The sequence below is a fragment of the Ereboglobus luteus genome (assembly GCF_003096195.1).
In the GTDB taxonomy this organism is placed as follows: Bacteria; Verrucomicrobiota; Verrucomicrobiia; order Opitutales; family Opitutaceae; genus Ereboglobus; species Ereboglobus luteus.
Genome location: NZ_CP023004.1, coordinates 3679629 through 3698435, shown reverse-complemented (window position 1 = coordinate 3698435; position 18807 = coordinate 3679629). Strand labels below are relative to the sequence as shown.

Below are 18807 nucleotides of genomic sequence, written 5' to 3'. Positions count from 1 at the left end.
CCTTCCGCCGCACCACGAAAAGAAACGATCTTTCGCATCACCTCTGATCGATTTCCTCCTCTTCCTGCGAGAATTTAAAAAATATACTGTCAATGAAATCCACCCTAACACTGCTCATTGCCTTCATCCTCGCGATCTCCTTCGCGCCCGCGATCCGCGCCACCGATGTCTATTGGGATACCGGCGTTAGTGGTTCTTGGTTTACGCCTAATGGCTGGCGCACTGGTTCGCCTTCTGGGGCCGCGCAAAATGCTCCCACTGAGAACGACGCCGCCTTCGTTACCGATGGCAACATTGCCATCAGTAACGGCATTACCGCTGTCAGTGGTTCATCCTTCATCGGTTACGGCGCAGGGGCGTCCGGCACGCTCGCCATTGCCGGTGGCGGCGTATGGACGAATACCACCAGTAATAATACCTACGTTGGTTACGAAGGCACGGGCGTGCTTAAAATCGACCAAGGTGGCGTGGCAAACACTAACTACCTGCAAATTGCCGCGAAGGATACCACCTCGTCGGGCACGGTCATTGTTGACGGCTATCTCAACAATCGTGTTGGCATGCTCTATGTTGGTGGTGTCGGTGACGGCACGCTCATTGTCGGGCAAACTGGCACGCTTTATCTCCAGTCGTCGTTTCGTGTGGGCGGTTACAATTCCGCCACTTCCGACCCCAACCCCAATCCTAATTTTATCAAGGGCGCCGGCAATGGCATTGCTCGCATAGAGGGCATGGTCTCCGGACTCAGTCGCACCATCGCCGTCGGTTTTGACGGCAAGGGGCGCATGGATGTAACCACCACCGGCACCATAAAAAATAACAACATCTACGTTGGCGACCACGGTGGCGCCAGCGGCACCGCCAACCTCGGCGGATACTGGGAAAGCGCCGGGGACATCTTGCGTGTCGGTGCCAGCGGCACGGGCGTCTTCAACATCCAGCCCACCGGCACATTCATCGGCACTAATTCCGCGGCGACAACCTCCATCGCCCATGTCGCCCAATCCACAGGCACACTCAACGTCGAAGGTTTCATGTCGGTCTCGGGCGATATCCGCGTCTCCAACGCCAACGCCGCAAATGGAACGCTTAAAATCTCCGGCACCCTTCTCAACAACACCGTTGGCGCGCGGCGCACCTACCTTGCCTATGTCGCCGGTGCAAACGCCACCGTCAACATGGAGCCCGGCGCGCTCTTCGTCACCGGCTCCTATTTTCTTCTTGGACGGCAGGGCTCCGCTGAAATGACTGTCGCCCCCGGCGCCGCCGTCCATGTTGGAACCTACAGCCAGATCGGCGACCAGTTGGACTCCGGCACTGCTTCGCCCACCTACAATCAGCCCACTGGACGCGGCACACTCCGACTTGCCGGCCTTTGGTCGGGATCCACCCACATAAATATCGGCAACAGCGCCAACGGCTATGTTGAGGTGCTCGAAAGCGGCACACTCCTCGCCGGCACTTACATCAGCATCGCCCAAGGCACCAAAAGCAGCGGCACGGCGATCATTCGCGGTTACATGGGTATTGGCGACCATTTCTACATGGGCGTCGGCACAGCCAACGTCCACATCGCGCAAACAGGCACCATCGTCACCGGGCTCAACGGATCCAACGGCTATGTCCACCTCGGGAGAAATGCCGCAGGCAGCGGCACCATGAAAGTCGATGGTCTCTTCGACCTTCGCGGGTCATTCCAGACGGGCTATGGAGGGAAGGGAACGCTCGATATTTCCGAAACCGGAGCAGTCATTGTGAAAACCTATTCCGCGCTCGGCAGCACAAACAACAGTCTCGGCACTGCCAATGTTGCCGGCATCTGGGCAAACACAACGCACTTCTATCTTGGCCGAAACCCCACTGTCAACGTCACCTCCAGCGGAACCGGCATCCTCAATATCCTCCCCGCCGGCATTGTCACAGTGGGGGGAAATTTCATCGCCGCCGCCGATGCGAATGCTGGCAAAACCACCGCCGAGGGCGTCACTTCCACCGGCACCGCCAGCGTTGCGGGGCTCCTTAATGTCACCGGAAAACTTATTCTCGGGCAGCTTGGCGACGCGCACATCCATGTCGCCCCCACCGGCTCCGTCATTGTTGGCGGTGACTACTCGCAAAACGGCCAATCCTCGCTCGCTGTCACGCTGGACGGCTCGCGCGATACTCCCTGTGTCACCGTTTTATCCGCCGCCGCGCTCGACGGCGCGCTCCGTGTCGACGGTCTCGAAAACATGACCGGCTACGCAACGGCGGCCTCCGCTGCCAAGGCCACCGATTTGCCTTCCGCCGTTATCCTGCGCGCCACCGGTGGCATCAAGGGAAACTTCGCCAGCGTCACGACCGCCACCGCGCTCACGGGCACCAACAGCCTGCCTGACTACATTTTCCACGGGAAAAACATCCTCAACGCCACCGAATACCACATCGGCCACCTCCTCGCATGGCGCGCTCCCGCCGCCAACGCCCACGGCACTTTCACCATCGCCTCCGGCAAAACTTTCACAATCGACACGCCGCTTGCCAACCGCGCCGATGCCGCCGCCCTCGCCACGGGCTGGGACGGCAAATCCCTCGCCAAAAAAGGCCCCGGCACCCTAGTCCTCGCCGAGCCCGGCACCCGCACTGGTGACACCGCCATTGAGTCCGGCACGCTGCGAGTCGCCACGCCGGCCGTTGCCCTCGGCAACCTCGTCAACAACGCAACCCTTGACCTCGGTGGCTCCGCCAGCGACGGCTACCGCACCGTCGAGGCGGCCACACTCGCCGGAACCGGCGCCATCCACCTCGCCATCAATCCCGCCACGGGCACGGGTGACCGACTCATCATCCGGGGCAATGCCTCCGGCGTGCAACGCATCCACATCACCATCGACGGCTCGCAAACCGGCCCACTAGACCCCGCGTTGCTCGCAAACCTCATCACGGTTCAAGGCGTCAACGGCGCTATTTTTACCGGCAATTTCACCTACAATGGCAACGCCCATTCCTTCACCCAACAGCCCAATGGCGACATCTCCTCCTCCAACGCCACCATCCCCGTGACTTTCGATGCGCAAGGCGGCACGCTCAACGGCCAGCCAGCCTCCAAGGCCGTCCTTCCGAGCCAACCCTACGGTCCGCTCCCCGCCCCAACGCGCGCCGGATACATTTTCTCCGGTTGGTGGACGGCGTCCGGTGGCACCGGCACACTCGTTTCGCCTGACACCATTGTCGCCAACTCCACTGCGCACACTCTCTACGCGCGCTGGGTGTCTTCCGACTCACAACCCACCACCGCCGCCCTCACCGTCACTTTCAGTCCGCAAGGCGGTTCTGTTTCCCCGCTCGCGAAAACCGTTCACCAAAACACCGCCTACGGCGACCTGCCCGCGCCGACCCGCGCCGGAGTCACCTTCTCCGGCTGGTTCACCGCGCCCAGTGGCGGCACGCAAGTCACCGCCGCCACCAATGTCCCGGCTGACTCCGCGGACCACATTCTTTACGCGCGCTGGGCAACCACGCCCGTCACGCCGTCCCCCGAGGTCGAAATCCGCGTTCGCCCCGCGCCCGGCACTCCCGGCGTTTACCGCGTCGTCAGCGCCAACCTGCGCGGCAACGCCGGAGGCGACGCCGAGCCGAGCAAAACCTATGACGCCTGGTGGACTGGCGCGGCCTCCACCTATTACGGCGAAAGCACTCCCTACACAAGAAACCTTCTCCCCCGCCGTGCCGTTCTCCGCGAAACCATCCTCGCCCTAAACGCCGACATCGTCTGCTGTCAGGAAGTCACGTGGGCTCAGCTTGAGGACATGCTCGCCGTCATGCCCGGCTACGCCGCCTTCAAGTATCCCATAAACAACACCACTCCCAGCACCTCCACCCAGGGCAACGGCATTCTTTACTCCACCGAGAAATTTGAGCTTCTTGACAAGGATCATTTCTGGTCGAACGCGCACCCCAGAACGCCGGGCACTTATCCGACCATCGGATCACATCGTGACGCCAGTTGGGTCAAGCTTCGCGATAAAAAAACCGGACGCGAGTTTGTGGTTTGGAACACCCACCTTCAGCACAACCCCGCCGAATACGGCCCCACCGGAAACGACGAGGCCCGCCTCCACGAAATCCGTCTCGTGCTCCAAGCCGCCGCGCTCCATCACCCCGACACGCCCCAGCTCCTCTTCGGCGACTTTAATGTCGGCTACACCGACATCTCTATCACCCACATCCACCAAGCCGGGTGGTATGACACCTTTGCGCGGGTCAACTCCGAGGCCAACCCGGGCAACACACATCACGGTTTTTCCGGCTACGATTACAACACCTCCAGCAACACAAAAATCGACTTCATCTTTGCCCGGGGCGCTGTCGTCACCCACTCCTCCGAAATTATTCGCGATTACAAAACCGTCAACGGGGTCAAGCGCTATCCCAGCGACCACTACTTCGTTTCCGCTGACATATCCTTTGCGGGAGAAACCTCGCCCCCTCCCTCAAATCTCGTGGCCATCGACGAGACGCCTTTTGCCGCGCCCTCCGGCCTCGCCATCAACAGCGGCACCTTGTTCATCTCTGATTCTGAAAACCATAACATCCGCGCCGCCGCCCTCTCATCCAACGCCACCGCCGCTGTTTTCGCGGGCAGCACCGGTTCCGCCTCCGGCCTGACCGATGGCACTGGCGCCGCCGCCCGATTCAACACCCCGATCGGCCTCGCCTTCGCAAGCGGCACGCTCCACGTCGCCGATTCCGCCAACGCCGCCATTCGCAAAGTCTCCTCCGGCGCTGTCGCATCCACGCTTGCCACGGTTGGCGTAGCTCCCTCCGGCATTGCCACCGACACCGAGGGCAACACCTATGTCGCCGACGCCGACACCCACGCCATCTACAAAATCACCCCCGCCGGCGCCGTGACCACGCTCGCCGGCAATCCGGGTGACTCCGGCCTCGTTGACGCCGCCGGCGCCGCGGCTCGCTTCAACGCACCCGGCGCGCTTGCCTACGACACCGCCGGCGCCCTCTACATCGCCGACACCGGCAACAACGCCATTCGCAAACTGGTCCTCGACACCGGCGCGGTGACCACGATCTATCCCGCCGCCGGCGCCGCGCCCCTCACCGCGCCCGCCGGCCTCGCCCTTGGCTCCGGCACGCTCTACATCGCGGACACGGGATGCGATGCCATTCGCGCGCTCGCCCTTGCCACCGGTTCCCTGACGCTCGTCGCGGGAAATCCCGACACGCGGGCGATCACCTACACATCCTCCACAATCGCCGGCGCGAACACGTATGTCGTTCCCGCCACGCCCAAGCTCTACGCGGCCGATGGCACCGGCACGACTGCCCGCTTCAACTCGCCCACCGCCCTAGTCCTCGCCAGCGGCACCCTCTACGTGGCCGACACGGGCAACGCCGTCGTTCGCAAAATCAACCTCGCCACCGGCGCGGTGACCACCACCGGAACCAGCGCGCGCATCGGCTCCATCGCCAGCCAAATCCTCTCCGGCTCCACCGCCCCCGTTGGCACTGTCGCGCAGACAATCACCATCACATTCAACGCCGGCGGCGGCACCGTGTCACCCTCGACCAAAACCGCGGCAAAAGGCTCCGCTTACGGCGCGGACGGCTTATGGCCCGTGCCTTCGCGCGACGGATACGCCTTTGCCGGATGGTGGACGGGCGCGGACGGCACCGGCGCGCAAGTCTCCGCCGCGACCATCGTCCCATCAGCGGCCAACAGCCAAACACTCCACGCCAAGTGGACCGAAGACGGTTCGACTGGCGGCGGTGGTTCCGCCAAAACCATCACCGTGATGTTTGATCCGCAGGACGGCGAAGTTTCCGCGGAGAGCAAGACTGTCACGCAAGGCGCGGCCTATGGCTCGTTGCCGGTCGCATCGCGTGCCGGGCATCTTTTTGCCGGCTGGTTTGCCACCGCCGCCGGCACTGGCGACCAAGTCACAGTAACCACACCCGTCGACCCCGCGGCCGACAATCACACGCTTTACGCCAAATGGACCCCGTTTGGCGCCGCGCACACCGGTGCCACCGAAACGGTTGCCACCAGTGGCACGTTTTATCCCGAGCGTGGAATCCGCCAGATTATCTCCGACGGCACCACGGTTGCCTATCAATTCCACAACACCAGCGCCGATCCCGCGCTTGCCGCCGCCGCGGCCCGTTCGGGTGTTTGGTCCTACGCCGACACCAATTTCATCATCGCCCCGGGCGCACCCCTCACCGCCGATGGCGCGGGCATCTTCGCCCTTGGCGAATCCGCAGCCGGTTCGCATCCCGTTACCTTTATCGGCAAAAATGTGAATTCCAACATTGCGCTTACCGGCAATCAGGATTCCCGCCAAGCCGTCGCCGCGGGCAATGACGCCAGCATTTATCTCTACGGTGGCGCCCTCTCGCGCACCGGCGGCGGCGCGTCCGAAACCATCCGCCTCAACGGCAGCGCCACGGGAGCCCCCGCATTGTTCCACGGCGAAGACCTTTCCATTTTCGTCCGCGACTCCCGCTCCAAGGCTGTCACGATTGGCGATGGTCAGGCATCCTTCACACTCAAACGCGGCGAAATCCTCTCCGAAAACACCACCTTCGATGGCATCGGCGTGCCTGCGTTTCTTGTTAACAGCGGCTCCGTCAATCGCGCCATCACACTCGAAGACGTTGCCATCGCAACCACGTCCGAAAGCTGTGCGCCCGCCCTGCAAATCCACGGCAGCCTTGCCACTCTCGCTTACTCCGGCGGCTCCATCACCACTGCCGGACTGTTCTCGCCCGGCATTCTTTTCCTCACAGGCAATGCCAATAACGGCCGGACTGACATCAATGCATTCATTGAGAATGTCACCATCAACGCCGCCTACAGCGCGGGCATCGACTGGAATTTTCAGGAAAACTATTCCATCGTCGGAATGCCGGACAGCCAAGCCGTGATGCCAAAACCCGATGGCGCGGGCGGCACCTACGAGATTCACCTCGCCAACTCCCGCGTCTCCGGCGCGCTCGGCTCCATCCGCATCGCCGCCGCCGGCGCCCTCAATACTCCCTACGCTGAAAACATTCGCATTCACCTCCGGGACACCACGCTCGACGGCCCCGTGAAAATGACCGCCGGTCTTCCCGGCGGCGCGTTCCCATCCACCACCGGCGCCACCCTCGAACTCACCGGTTCCGGCGCCACGCTCAGCGGCGGCGTCCACATCGACGGCACTCCCGCCGCGCTCCATCCCCACGACGCCATCATAATGCTCAATGGCTCCACCATAAGTGGCAACATCGCCATCATGAGTCGCGGTTTCATGGATGTTATGTTCACCGACAGCTCCGTCAACGGGCACTACATTCTTACCGGCGATTCCGAGCTCCTCGCCCGCCACACCCGCTCCACGGTCGCCGGCGCGCTCAACCTCGCCGACAACGCCACTGCCGGCATCACCCTCGTCGAGGGCTCCTCAATCCTTGGCGGGATTACCCTTGCTGGCAACGCATCCGCCACCATCACCCTTGATGAAGTCTCCTCCGTCGGCGGAGGCATCACGCTCAGCGAAAACGCCCGGCTCGCGATTTCCAGTGGTGGCGGCGACACTCTTGCGGGCGACCTCACCATCAACGGCAACGCCACGCTGGAAATCAATTCCGCTGATTCCACCGCCAGCATTAATGGCAGGCTCACCCTCGCCGGAGCCGCCCTTCGGCTCCGGGGCAAGGCTAGGTTCGCGTGCTCACTGTCCGTCACCAACCCCGCCGCCACCCTTGTCATTGCCGAAGCCACCACTCAAAGCATGACCCTTCTCGGTGATGCGGGCGTAATGAACAGTTCGGGCATCACGGGGCCGGTAAACCTCGTCATTGAATCCATTTCCCCGGATGCGGTCGGACAGGCGGACATTCACGTTATTTACGACGCCACCGGCCGCACCACGGCGGCAACTTTCACCAACCTAGCGCCCATCCTGCTCGGCCCGATCACCTACACTCCGGAAATTCGCGCTGACGGCGTCCACCTCATTCTCACTACCAACACTCCCGCGATTCCGTCCGGCAATGACCTGCCCGCAACCACCAACGTGAACGGCGACGCCACCACGCTCTCCGTCACCACGACTGGCGAACCTCCCTTCGCCTACCAATGGCAAGTCTCGACCGACTCCGGCGCAAACTGGGCCGATGTCTCCGGTGCGAACTCCGCAAGCCTTGCGCTCACCGGCCTCGGTTCCGCGGACAATGGCAAACACTACCGCGTCATCATCACCAACGCCGCCGGCACGATCATCAGCGCTCCCACCGCACTCGCAGGCATCATCCCGCTTGAGGCGCCAACGATAACCACGCAGCCCGCCGCCCAAACGGTCACCGCTGGTGGCACCGCCACCTTCACCGTCGCCGCCACCGGCAACCCCGCGCCAACCTACCAATGGCAATCCGCGCCCGTCGGCACCGACACATGGACGGCCATTGACAACGCGACTTCCGCCACGCTGACACTTTCCTCCGTCACCCTTGCGCAAAACGGCATGCAATACCGCTGCGTCGTCACAAACTCCCAAGCTTTCGTGAACAGCGCCGCCGCCAGCCTCACTGTTAACCAAGCGCCGGTGTTCACCACGCAGCCGGCAAACCAAAGTATCATTGAGGGCGCAAACGCCACCTTCAGTGTCACCGTTACCGGAAACCCGGAACCGTCCCTCCAATGGCAATCCGCGGCCGCAGGAAGCAACACTTGGACGAACATCTCCGGTGCGACCTTATCAACACTCTCCCGCCCCGCGGCCACCACCGCAATGAACGGCACGCAATATCGCTGCGTCGCATCCAATGGCATTAGTCCGGACGCCACCAGCGATGTTGCCGTCCTCACCGTCACCAGCCAGGCGGTCGCCGATGCGCAAGCCCTCAAAACTCAACTCGAAGCGCCTAGCGTGGGAACCATCACGGTGAGCGGCACGGTTGACCTCTCCTTGGTCGGCGGCGCAACCCTCGCGCCGGGCAACACCATTGTCGGCGCGGACTCCTCCTCCACCATCACCGGCAATCTCACCATTCCCGAGACGGCGAGCGGCACCGTCATCCTCGGTGTCAACTTCATCGATGGCGCGCTCACCATCACCGGCGCGAACGACGTGGACGTTTCCCATTGCGCGTTCACCAACACGCCTGTCGCCATTACCGGCAACGCCGACAACGTCACCTTCTCGTGGAATGAATTCACCGCAACGGGCGGCAGCGGCTCGGCGATGACCATCTCCAACGCAGGCAAGGACACCGGCGTCCTCCTGCACAACAACCTGTGGGGCGACGGACTGAAGTCCGACATGCCGAGCGTGACCAACGCGCAGGTTTACATGTATAACAATTACTTCACTGCCCCGGGCAACACCACCGCGACCGTCGCGGGCGAAGACGCGCAAATCCTCTCGGTCAACAACGTCTACAAGGGCACCAACAATCCGCTCACCACGCAATCCACCGGCAAGCTGCATACGTCGGGCAATGACATGATCTCGACCACGGGCACGACAGCGCCAGGCGACGACGAGGTGTTTGTCCCCTCGTATTCGCACACCATCAGCCCCGCCGACGCCGCATTGGTCGCCTCCATCACGGCAAACGCGGGCAACACCGATGGCAAAAACTCCGTCCCGCCCGCGCAAACCAACGGCACCGCCAGCATCAGCGCAACCGTGACCGGCGCCGGTTCGGGCACGACCGCAAGCAGCGCCCATGTTCCCGCACTAGGAGCTTTCACGCTCACGGCGAACGCAACCGGCTTCGCCCCTAACTCGTGGCAATGGTATCTCGACAACTTTGCCATCGCAGGCGCGACCTCTGAGACCTACGCCGTGACCAACGCGGATAAGGGAACGCACGCCGGAACGTATGCAGTGGCATTGACGGCCACCACGGGCGAAATCGTGACCTCCGGCGCGTTCACGGTGACGGTGGGCGAACTCGCCGCGCCAGTCATCACGACGCAACCCGCGTCAAAAACAATCAAAGTGGGCGACAGCACGACATTCACGGTCGCGGCAACAGGCGACAGCTTGACCTACCAGTGGAAGAAAAACGGAACGGATATTCCCGGCGCGACCAATGCAAACCTGGTGGTAACCAACGCCCAAAAATCCGACGCCGGCAGCTACACCGTTGTCGTTACCAATCCCGCCGGTTCCAAAACCAGCAACCCCGCCACGCTCACGGTCAACGACGCGAGCTCCGGCGGCGGTGGAGGCGGAGGTGGCGCGCCTTCGCTATTCCTTCTCCCCGCCATGCTACTGCTTCTGGCAGGGCGAAGCCTCCGGCAGCGCCGAACCTCATAAAACTCGCGTATATTTTCTAGCGTTTCAAAAATACGAATGAATATGAAAACTTTTCCTAAATTCGCGGCGGCTATTCTGCTGCTTGCGTTTGCCGCCGCGGTGCAAAGCACCGCCGTCGCGCTCCCGCCTGTTTTCGGCCCCGAATACGATGGCAAAGCCCAAAAGGACACGCTCGCCCGCGCACTCATCTCGCCGCAACGCATCGTGTGGAAAAACGACGGCGGCGAAAAACTCGTCGCAAACGAAGCCGTCCTCCTGCGGCAGGGCGACAGCCAGTCCATGCTGGGCCGCCGCAACATGTGCGTGATGAAAAGCACCGGCGCCAAAACCGCGTCCATCCTCCTCGACTACGGCAAGGAAATCCACGGCGGACTGCAACTCGTCATGGGTAGCTCCACGCGTCGCGAACCCTCGCTCGTGCGCATCCGCTTCGGCGAGTCGGTCGGCGAGTGCAACAGCGAGACCAACAACAGCGAATGGATGGTCGGCCGCTCCACCGACGACCACGCCAAGCGCGACATCGTGATGGAAATCCCCCGCGACGGCATGATCGAAATCGGCAACACGGGGTTTCGTTTTGTGCGCATCGACCTCCTGCAAAAAAACACCAGCATCTACCTCAAGGAGGCGCGCGCCATTCTCCGCTATCGCGACATTCCCTACCTAGGCTCCTTCAAAAGCAGCGACCCGCGCCTCGACCAAATCTGGCTCACCGGTGCCTACACCGTGCACCTGAACATGCAGGAATACCTCTGGGATGGCATCAAGCGCGACCGGCTCGTCTGGCTCGGCGACATGCACCCCGAGGTCTCCTCCATTCGCGCCGTTTTTGGCGACAACGAAACCGTCCCCAACAGTCTCGACCTCGCGTGCGCGCAATTTCCCCTTCCCGGTTGGATGAACAAAATCCCCACCTATTCGCTCTGGTATCTCATCATCCATCACGACTGGTATCTGCAAAACGGCGATCTCGCCTTCATGCAAAAACACAGGAGCTACATCCTCGGACTGATCGACCAGATAGACCAATACATTGACGAAAACGGCCTCGAAAAAACCAAGACCCGCGAGTTTCTCGACTGGCCTTCCAGCCCCAACGCGGAGGGTGTCAAGGCCGGCTGCCGCGCCCTCATGGTTTGGGCCATGCAGCACGCCGCCAAACTCTGCACCTGGCTCGACGAACCGGAATACATCAAGAAAACAGAAGCCATCACCACCCGGCTGAATCGCTCAATCAAGGACCACAACAATCTCAAGCAAGCCGCCGCGCTCATGGCGCTCGCGGGCATCCTGCCTCCGGAAAAGGCGTGCGACGAGGTCGTGTCTGTCGGCGGCCCGAAAAACTTCTCCACCTTCTACGGCTATTACATGCTCGAAGCCCAGGCGCTCGCGGGACAGCACCGGCAGGCGATCGACACCATTCGCTCCTATTGGGGCGGCATGCTCGACATGGGCGCCACGACCTTCTGGGAGGATTTTGATCTCGAATGGACAAAAAACGCCGCGCGTCTCGACGAACTCACGCCTCCCGGCAAGAAGGACATTCACGGTGATTTTGGCGCCTATTGTTATCCCGGATACCGGCACAGTTTTTGTCACGGCTGGGCGTCCGGCCCGACCGCGTGGATGAGCGCGCACATACTCGGAATTCAAGTGCTGGAGCCCGGCTGCAAAACGATAAAAATCGCCCCGCACCTCGGCGACCTCGACTGGGCCGAGGGCACATATCCCACCCCGCTCGGTGTGTTGAAAGTGAGACACGAAAAAGACGCCTCCGGAAAAATCACCACCACCATCGACGCCCCCGCTGGCATAAAAATCGTGCGCCCGTAGCGCGCGTCGCAAATCTCCGTTCAACGACGTAGCGCGGACTGTCGAGTCTACTTGCCTTGATAACAGAAAATACAGGCAGACTTGGCAGTCCGCGCTACGACGGCCGCATCGAAAATACGGCCGTCGCAAACGACGCGCCCCTGCGAACGAATTTTTGGCTCAGTAGTTTTTGTCCTGAACCCTCACGGCGGGTTCGCCTCTGAGACGGCGCTCCACGTTTTCGATGTAGATCTCGTCGGGCTTGGGCATGCCGGCATAATACCGGTTCAGTTCATCGCGTAATTTTTGCTCCATCTGCGCAGCTTTCTCGGGATATTTTTTGATCAGGTTGTTTGATTCGCGCGGGTCGATGTTGAGGTTGTAGAGCTCGTCGCCATCGCCGTTGAAGAGCATTTGATATTTCCAATTGTCCTCGTCCTTCATGGCCGCGCTTGCGTATTGGCCCCAGTGCATGCGGGTGCTGGGGAAATACCAAGTGAAGGTTCGCGCGGGGAGTTTTTCCTGTGTTCCCAAGGCGAGCGGGAGCAGCGAAAGGCCGTCGCCGCCGTGATTGGCGGGGAACGCGGTTCCGGCGGCGGCGAGCATGGTGTGGGGCAGGTCGTAGATGTTGATCTCGCTGTGGTTTTCCGCGCCGGGCTTGATTTTCGCCTCCCATGTCAGCGACGCGGGCATTCGTATGCCGCCTTGGTAGGTCGAGTTTTTTCCGCCGCGATAGGGGGTCTTGATGAGCCAGTTTGTCAGCGGTCCGTTGTCCGAGTAAAAAATGATCAGCGTGTTTTCATACACGCCCTTCTTTTTGAGCGCGGCGACGACGCGCCCCACGCTTTCATCGACACTCTCAATCATGGCGGCGTAAATGGCGCAGCGGTCGTCCATGGCCGGGTTTTCAAAATACCGCGTGCCCTTGGCGTCGTAAAAATATTCTTCGTTCATGCCGGCGAGGCGTTTGGCCTTTTGCCTGTATTTCTCGATTTTCTCCGGCTTTGCCTGATGGGGGGTGTGCACGGCGAAATGCCACAGGTTGAGGAAAAACGGGGTGCTTGTATCATGCTTGTCGATGAGCCGGAGCGCCTCGTCGGTGAGTCTGTCGGTGAGGTATTCGCCTTCGCGTCCGCCTTCCTCCAGGCCCGGCACGCGGGAGCGCGTGGGCACTTTTTCGATGGGACGGTTGCGGTTCTTTTTATACGGCCAGAAATACGACGCGGGCGCCCACGCTTCCCAGCCGGCGATGTTGACGTCGAAACCGACATCGTGCGGAAGCGTTTTGTTGGCGGGGCTTCCGCAATGCCATTTGCCGACGTGCCACGTCGCGTAGCCGGCGTCCTTGAGGCGGTTGGCGACGGTTATGGAATTGTCGGGCATGTGATGATAGTGATTCCACATGCCGAGTTTGAGCGGATGTTTTCCGGTCATGGCGGAGGCGCGGGCGGGCGCGCAGATCGCCACGGGTGTGTAGGCGTTTGTGAAGCGCATGCCGCGCGCGATGAGTTTGTCGATGTTGGGCGTTTCGTAAAAGCTCGCGCCAAACGCGCCGATGTCGGAAATGCCGAGGTCATCCACGAGGATAAAAACGATGTTGGGACGCGCGTCGTCCGCCGAAAAAACAGGGGCGGCGCACGCAAGCAGCCCTGCGGCCGCGGCGGATATTTTGGTTTTCATGTTCAATGCTGTGTTAATGCGGGATTGTGTTGCTTACGGTGAATTGGGAGCGACAAGCGTGGCGCCTTTTTGATAGTCGGGCATGATGCGGAGGCGGTGCTTCAAAATGGGCGCGCCGTCCACGGTTTGCATGATGAGTTTGAAAAGGCGGCGGGCAAAGGCGGCGGAGTCGAACGAGTAGCGCGTGGGCACGGGTCTTGTGTAGTCGAGAAACGTGTCGTCGTCGCGGCACATCAAGGAAATGTCCCCGGGCACGCGCAGCCCGAGTTCGTGCAGGTAGGTTTGCACGAGAATATAGAAATGTGGGTGCGCAACGAGCATCGCGGTGGGGCGGTCGTCCCTGGCGCGCAGCCTGTCCAGCACTTTCATCACGCTTCGCCGCGTGTTATTGTGGTGCATGATCTGCCCGCGCGCTTGCGAGTCGCTGGCGGCGGCGATGCCGTCCACGAATCCGCGCTCGCTTTCCAGGTCGCCGGCCTTGGTCGAGTTTTCTGTTATAAACACGATCCGCTTGTGGCCGAGCCCGGTCATCTGCCCCGCCGCGTGACGGCAGAGCGCGTAATAATCCAAGTCGACAAACGGCAGGCCGATGTCCGGATCGCAAGTGCCCGACACCACGCAAGGAATGTTCTGGTCGCGAAACCATTTTTTGACCTCGTCGGGCACAAGCGTGAGCACCCAGCAATCGTGCGGGTGCTCGGCCACAAGGCGCTGGAGTCGCGAGTTGGCCCCGGGCGTAAAATACTGCCCGCCGTGAAACGTGTGCAGCCTGTATCCGCATTCCGCCAGTTGCCCGCGCAGCTCGTCGATAATGAGCGCGATTTTGGGGCGCAACATGGTGATGGGATTGGGCGTGAGGAGCGCCACGATGTGGCTTTTTTTCGCCGTCTTTTTGGCCGCCTTGCGCGTCCCGAGAATCTTTGTGCCGTGGGGGCGTTGCGCCCGAACCATTCCCATTTTTTCCAGTTGCGCCAGCGCGGCGCGCAAGGTGCTGCGGCTCACATGCAGGCTTTCCGCGAGCACGCGCTCGGCGGGCAGCCATTCCTGCCATGTGCGTTTTTGAATGCCCGCTTGAATTATCTCAACAACCTGCCCGGCCAGCGAGTGGCGCTGGGGAATGCCGCCGTCGAGCTTTTCAAGCAACTCGCCGCCGTGCCCGGACATGCGTTTCGTTTTTTTGGAGGATTTGATCGGCGGCGTGGCTGAAAGCATGGGGAAGGGTGGGCGGGGGCGCTTATGGATTTCGGAGACGGTTGCGGGGGATTGGTTTGGTTTGTAGACCATGCGCACGCCCCTTGTCCATCACTCAGTTTGAAATTCGATTTTGCGGGCGGTGCGCGCCCGTCGAACGCGCCGAAAATAACGAAGACGATCTCGGCAGTTTCGGCGTTTCGAGCGTTAGCGACAGTCAGCCAACCGCCCTGCCTCAAAATGCGGCCGGCTAAACCGGCAAAAACTAATCCAGATACAGGCTACGCATCTTTTCCAAATCCACTTGAAGCACCTTGCGCAGGTAATTCTCAACGCTGCCGTGGTCTTTTTTCATCTGCTCGAAGCCGGCGCGCAGGAACTCGGGGCTCACGCGGTAAAGCGGTTCGAGTTGCGGATTCTTTTTGATCAGGGGCTCGTATTTTCCGGCGAGGTATCGGTTGGAGAGCAGGTAATCCTCAAAGATTATTTTTTCATCCACTCCAAGCGACGCGAGAAACAGGGCCGCGCCCATGCCCGTGCGGTCTTTTCCCGCCGAGCAATGAAACATCAACGGCAGCTTGCCCTCGTCCTGCAGCAGTTTGAAAAACTTCCGATATAGCTCGATTATGCGTTCGTCGGTCACAAAAAGACGGTTCATTTCGATCATGAACTCCTCCGTTTGTTTTTTTGTGAATTGGTTCAAGTCGTCCGCGCTTGTCAGGTTGCCGGGCGTGATCGAGTAGGCGTATTGATGGCGCACCGACGGCGCGGGAAGATCGGGCGCGGCCTTAATCTCTGACTCCGAGCGGAAATCGACAATCGAGGTTATCGGAACGCTCGCCAGGTAGGCCAGGTCCTCCGTTGTGAGTTTGTTCAAATCATCCGTGCGAAACACGCGTCCCCACCGCACGCGTTTTCCATCGACGGTTTTGTATCCGCCCAGATCGCGAAAGTTGTAGCCGCCGCTCATCGGCAGGTGCCGCTCCGCCAGCACCGTTTCGCCCAGGGTGCTTTTGACTCGAAAAAACGCATGGTTCGCATTTTTCAAGGGCAGCTCAACGCGTCCTGTTTGCGTGCCTTCGAGGAGAGGCGCGGTCATGTCGATTTTCTCAACCGAATCGCCGGCGTAAATGCTCCACTTTGCCGGTGCGTTCACCACAAGAAACGCGCGTTTGCCCCGCGCCTCGCGCTCAATTGAAAAAACATCGGCGGCGGTTTGTTTTTCCGCTCGCTCGCTTTTCCCGCATCCGGCGAAAGCCAGCAACGCGGCGATTCCCACAAGTGTGCTTCTGATCAGGCGTGCGTGTTTCATGATGAAAATAATTTTCCCGAAATGAAACGCGGCAACGTCAAAGTGCCGCGTGCATCCAGCCCAAGGCGTCACCCTCGCGCGCGTAATCAATCCCGGGCGCGCACTTCAAATTCGAATGAATGCTCGGGCGCGTGGAGGGCGTAGCGGCCGGCGGGGAGCGGGCGTTGCGTGCGGATGATATACAGGCTCGGTTCGGTTTCGGAGCGGTCTATGATGATGCGCTCGCTTGCCTTGCCGAAGGTTGCCGCGGCGTCGCCGAGGCGCTCGAGTTCGGCGACACGCTTGCGTCCCTTGCTCTTGATTTCCAATGGGGCGACTTCGATTGGCGGCAGTCCGACGGGTGTGCCGGGATAGGTGACAAAGGCGCCTCGAAACGCGAGCAACACATCGCGCCCGGAAACCGAGGGAGGGATGTCCGTGCCGTCGAATGTGAGCGTTCCAGTCTCCTGTTTCTCGGGTCGCGTCTTGATGAGCGAGACGGCGGAGCTCCACACACCGCCAACTTTTTGGAGTGTCGAGCGCACGACCCGGGCGTTGTTGGAGGGAAGCGGACGCCATGCGGTTTCGTCCCAGATATACGCGCCATCGGCCTCGGGCGGCGTGGCTGCGGGCACTGTGGGGACAACCGGCGCAACAGGAACGGGCCGGGTGGGCGGGGCGGCGTTTTCCAGAATCGCGGCCATGTTGATGGCGTCCTGACTGGCGGCGCGTTTTTGCTCGGCGCGCGCCCGGGCGAGCGCATCGACCTCGGCGAGAAAATCCGCGCCGGCCGGTTCCAGCGTGACCGGGTGCGCCTCGATCATGCGTATTGAACCTTTGAATACATTTCCGTTTTCGAGGCGGAGGCTGAGACCGATGGATGGAATATTGGGTTGCGTCGAGTCGAGCGTGGTGAGGAGGCGGACGGGGAAACCGCCCGAGCGGGCGGGGCTGGCGATGAGCGAGCCCTGGAGCTCGTGCTTCCAGAGGCCGTGTATGTTTTCAATGGTCGCGGTGAGCGCGCCGGTGGCCGGATTTTGTGTTTCAAAGCGGAGCAGCAGGTCGCCCTCCGTCTCGGTGTGGACGCGATAGGCGCGGCCGGGGCGCGTGGCGTCGAGGAGTTTTTGCTCGGTGGCGCTGAAGGTGGCGATCATGGAGGCGCGGTTGGCGTCGGGAACACGCGCAAGTTTGCACGACCATTCGCCCGCGTCGCCGGAGAGTTCGGTGCCGGAAAACTGGAGCGTGATGCGAAAGGGTTTTGCGCCGGCGACCGCGAGGCCCGCGGCGCTGACGACGGGAAGGCCCGCGCGCGCGGAGAGTGTGATTGTGAAGAGGTCGTTGCCGGTGTCGTAGGCGTAACGTCCCTCGAGGGGGCGGGCGTCGATCCACGAGCTGTCGGCGCGGAGATTGGCTCGAAGGGTGGAGGCGTCGCGGTCGATTGAAATGATTTCGAGGCAGATGTTCGGCATCGCCTGCCGTCCGGGAATGGTGGCCTTGCCGGAATAGAGCGCGCCGGGGGTGAGATGGGCGAGTCTGGCGGCGATCACGCGCGAGGCGCCGGCGGCGAGCTCGGCGCGATGGCGTTCGCGGGCGGCCTCGACGCGGCGGAGGGTTTCGCCGGTTTGCGCGACGGCGCGGCGCAGCGCGGCGATGTCGGATTCGCGGGTGATGTCGATGAGGCGCCCGCTGAATTTGCCGAGGGGCTCGCCTTGGGGAAGGGGAGTTTTCGGCGCGAGGGATGCGATGTGTATCCGCCAGTCGTCGCTGGCGCGAGAGGCCTCGATGTGCGCGCCCATCTCGAAGCGCGCTCCCGCGCGCGCGGTTTCACGAATCAGGCGCATGGAGGCGAGCGAGCCGGTGTCGTTGCCGATGCCCGCGAGCTCGCGGATGCGCGGGCCGCCGGGGCCGCGGAGGATTTCATCGATTTTTCGCTCCGGTGAGGTGTCGAGTTTTAATTCGCGCTCGATGTAGTCGATGGTGTTGACCGGGGCGTAGAGCGTCTCGGCAAGTTTCGTGGTGAGCGTCGCATTGTAATGAAGCCGTCCGTCGGGGCGGGCGCGGCGGCAACCGGCGACACGGGCGAAACGGGACTGCCGCCGGCGGGTTGTATTGGGGAAGTGGATACGGGCGCGCGGTCGAGCGCGGGGCCGGGCGAGAAATGTGCGAGCGTGTAAAGGCCGCCGTGGCGCGTCCCGAGCTCGGCGGCGGCGGCGGACTCGAGGGCGGCGGGCGAGGGGGCTTTTGAGGGTGAGAAAAGAATGCGATGCCCGAGGATTGCGACGAGGGTGATGACTGCGACGCCGAGCGCGCCAAACGCGAGATTGCGCGGCTGCAAAAGGGTCTGGACAAACGGGGGGCGTGATCGCCGCGGGCTGGCGTTGGGATTGGCGGGAGGCATGGAAACGTTGCGTCTAGTTTTACCGCGCCGGCCAGCTTCTCAAGAAAATTGGCTGCCGGGGGAGGGCGGGGCGGAGAAAAAAACGGCGCCCCGGTTTTTGCGGGACGCCGTTTGCGTTTTTTGGATAA

General features: G+C 61.7%; 7 protein-coding genes. 2 read left to right on the top strand and 5 right to left on the bottom strand.

Translation table 11 applies throughout. The annotated features are described in order from the left end of the window. Positions 1-92: 92 nt before the first annotated feature. Complete coding sequence (locus CKA38_RS16790; protein ID WP_108825968.1) at positions 93-10307, top strand: InlB B-repeat-containing protein; 10215 nt, start codon at positions 93-95, stop codon at positions 10305-10307. Between the two features lie 42 nt (positions 10308-10349). Continuing rightward, entirely contained in the window at positions 10350-12140 is a 1791-nt protein-coding gene (locus CKA38_RS13405) for an alpha-L-rhamnosidase-related protein (RefSeq protein ID WP_108826593.1), read from the top strand. A gap of 159 nt (positions 12141-12299) precedes the next feature. Here CKA38_RS13405 and CKA38_RS13400 read toward each other — a convergent pair whose 3' ends face one another. The 5 genes from CKA38_RS13400 to CKA38_RS13380 form a co-directional block, all read right to left on the bottom strand. Further along, positions 12300-13799: a sulfatase gene (locus tag CKA38_RS13400; RefSeq protein ID WP_108825966.1), complete on the bottom strand. Its 1500-nt coding sequence runs from the start codon at positions 13797-13799 to the stop codon at positions 12300-12302. Positions 13800-13832: 33 nt separating this feature from the next. Then, entirely contained in the window at positions 13833-15011 is a 1179-nt protein-coding gene (locus CKA38_RS13395) for a substrate-binding domain-containing protein (protein ID WP_161554913.1), read from the bottom strand. A 244-nt stretch (positions 15012-15255) separates the two neighbouring features. Then, complete coding sequence (locus CKA38_RS13390) at positions 15256-16302, bottom strand: tyrosine-protein phosphatase (RefSeq protein WP_152032876.1); 1047 nt, start codon at positions 16300-16302, stop codon at positions 15256-15258. Between the two features lie 86 nt (positions 16303-16388). Further along, positions 16389-18122, bottom strand: coding sequence for a hypothetical protein (locus CKA38_RS13385; RefSeq protein WP_108825961.1), 1734 nt, complete (start codon positions 18120-18122; stop codon positions 16389-16391). Positions 18123-18232: 110 nt separating this feature from the next. Further along, positions 18233-18679 carry a hypothetical protein gene (locus CKA38_RS13380; RefSeq protein ID WP_108825959.1) on the bottom strand — a complete coding sequence of 149 codons (447 nt, stop codon included), beginning with the start codon at positions 18677-18679 and terminating at the stop codon, positions 18233-18235. Positions 18680-18807 lie beyond the last annotated feature (128 nt).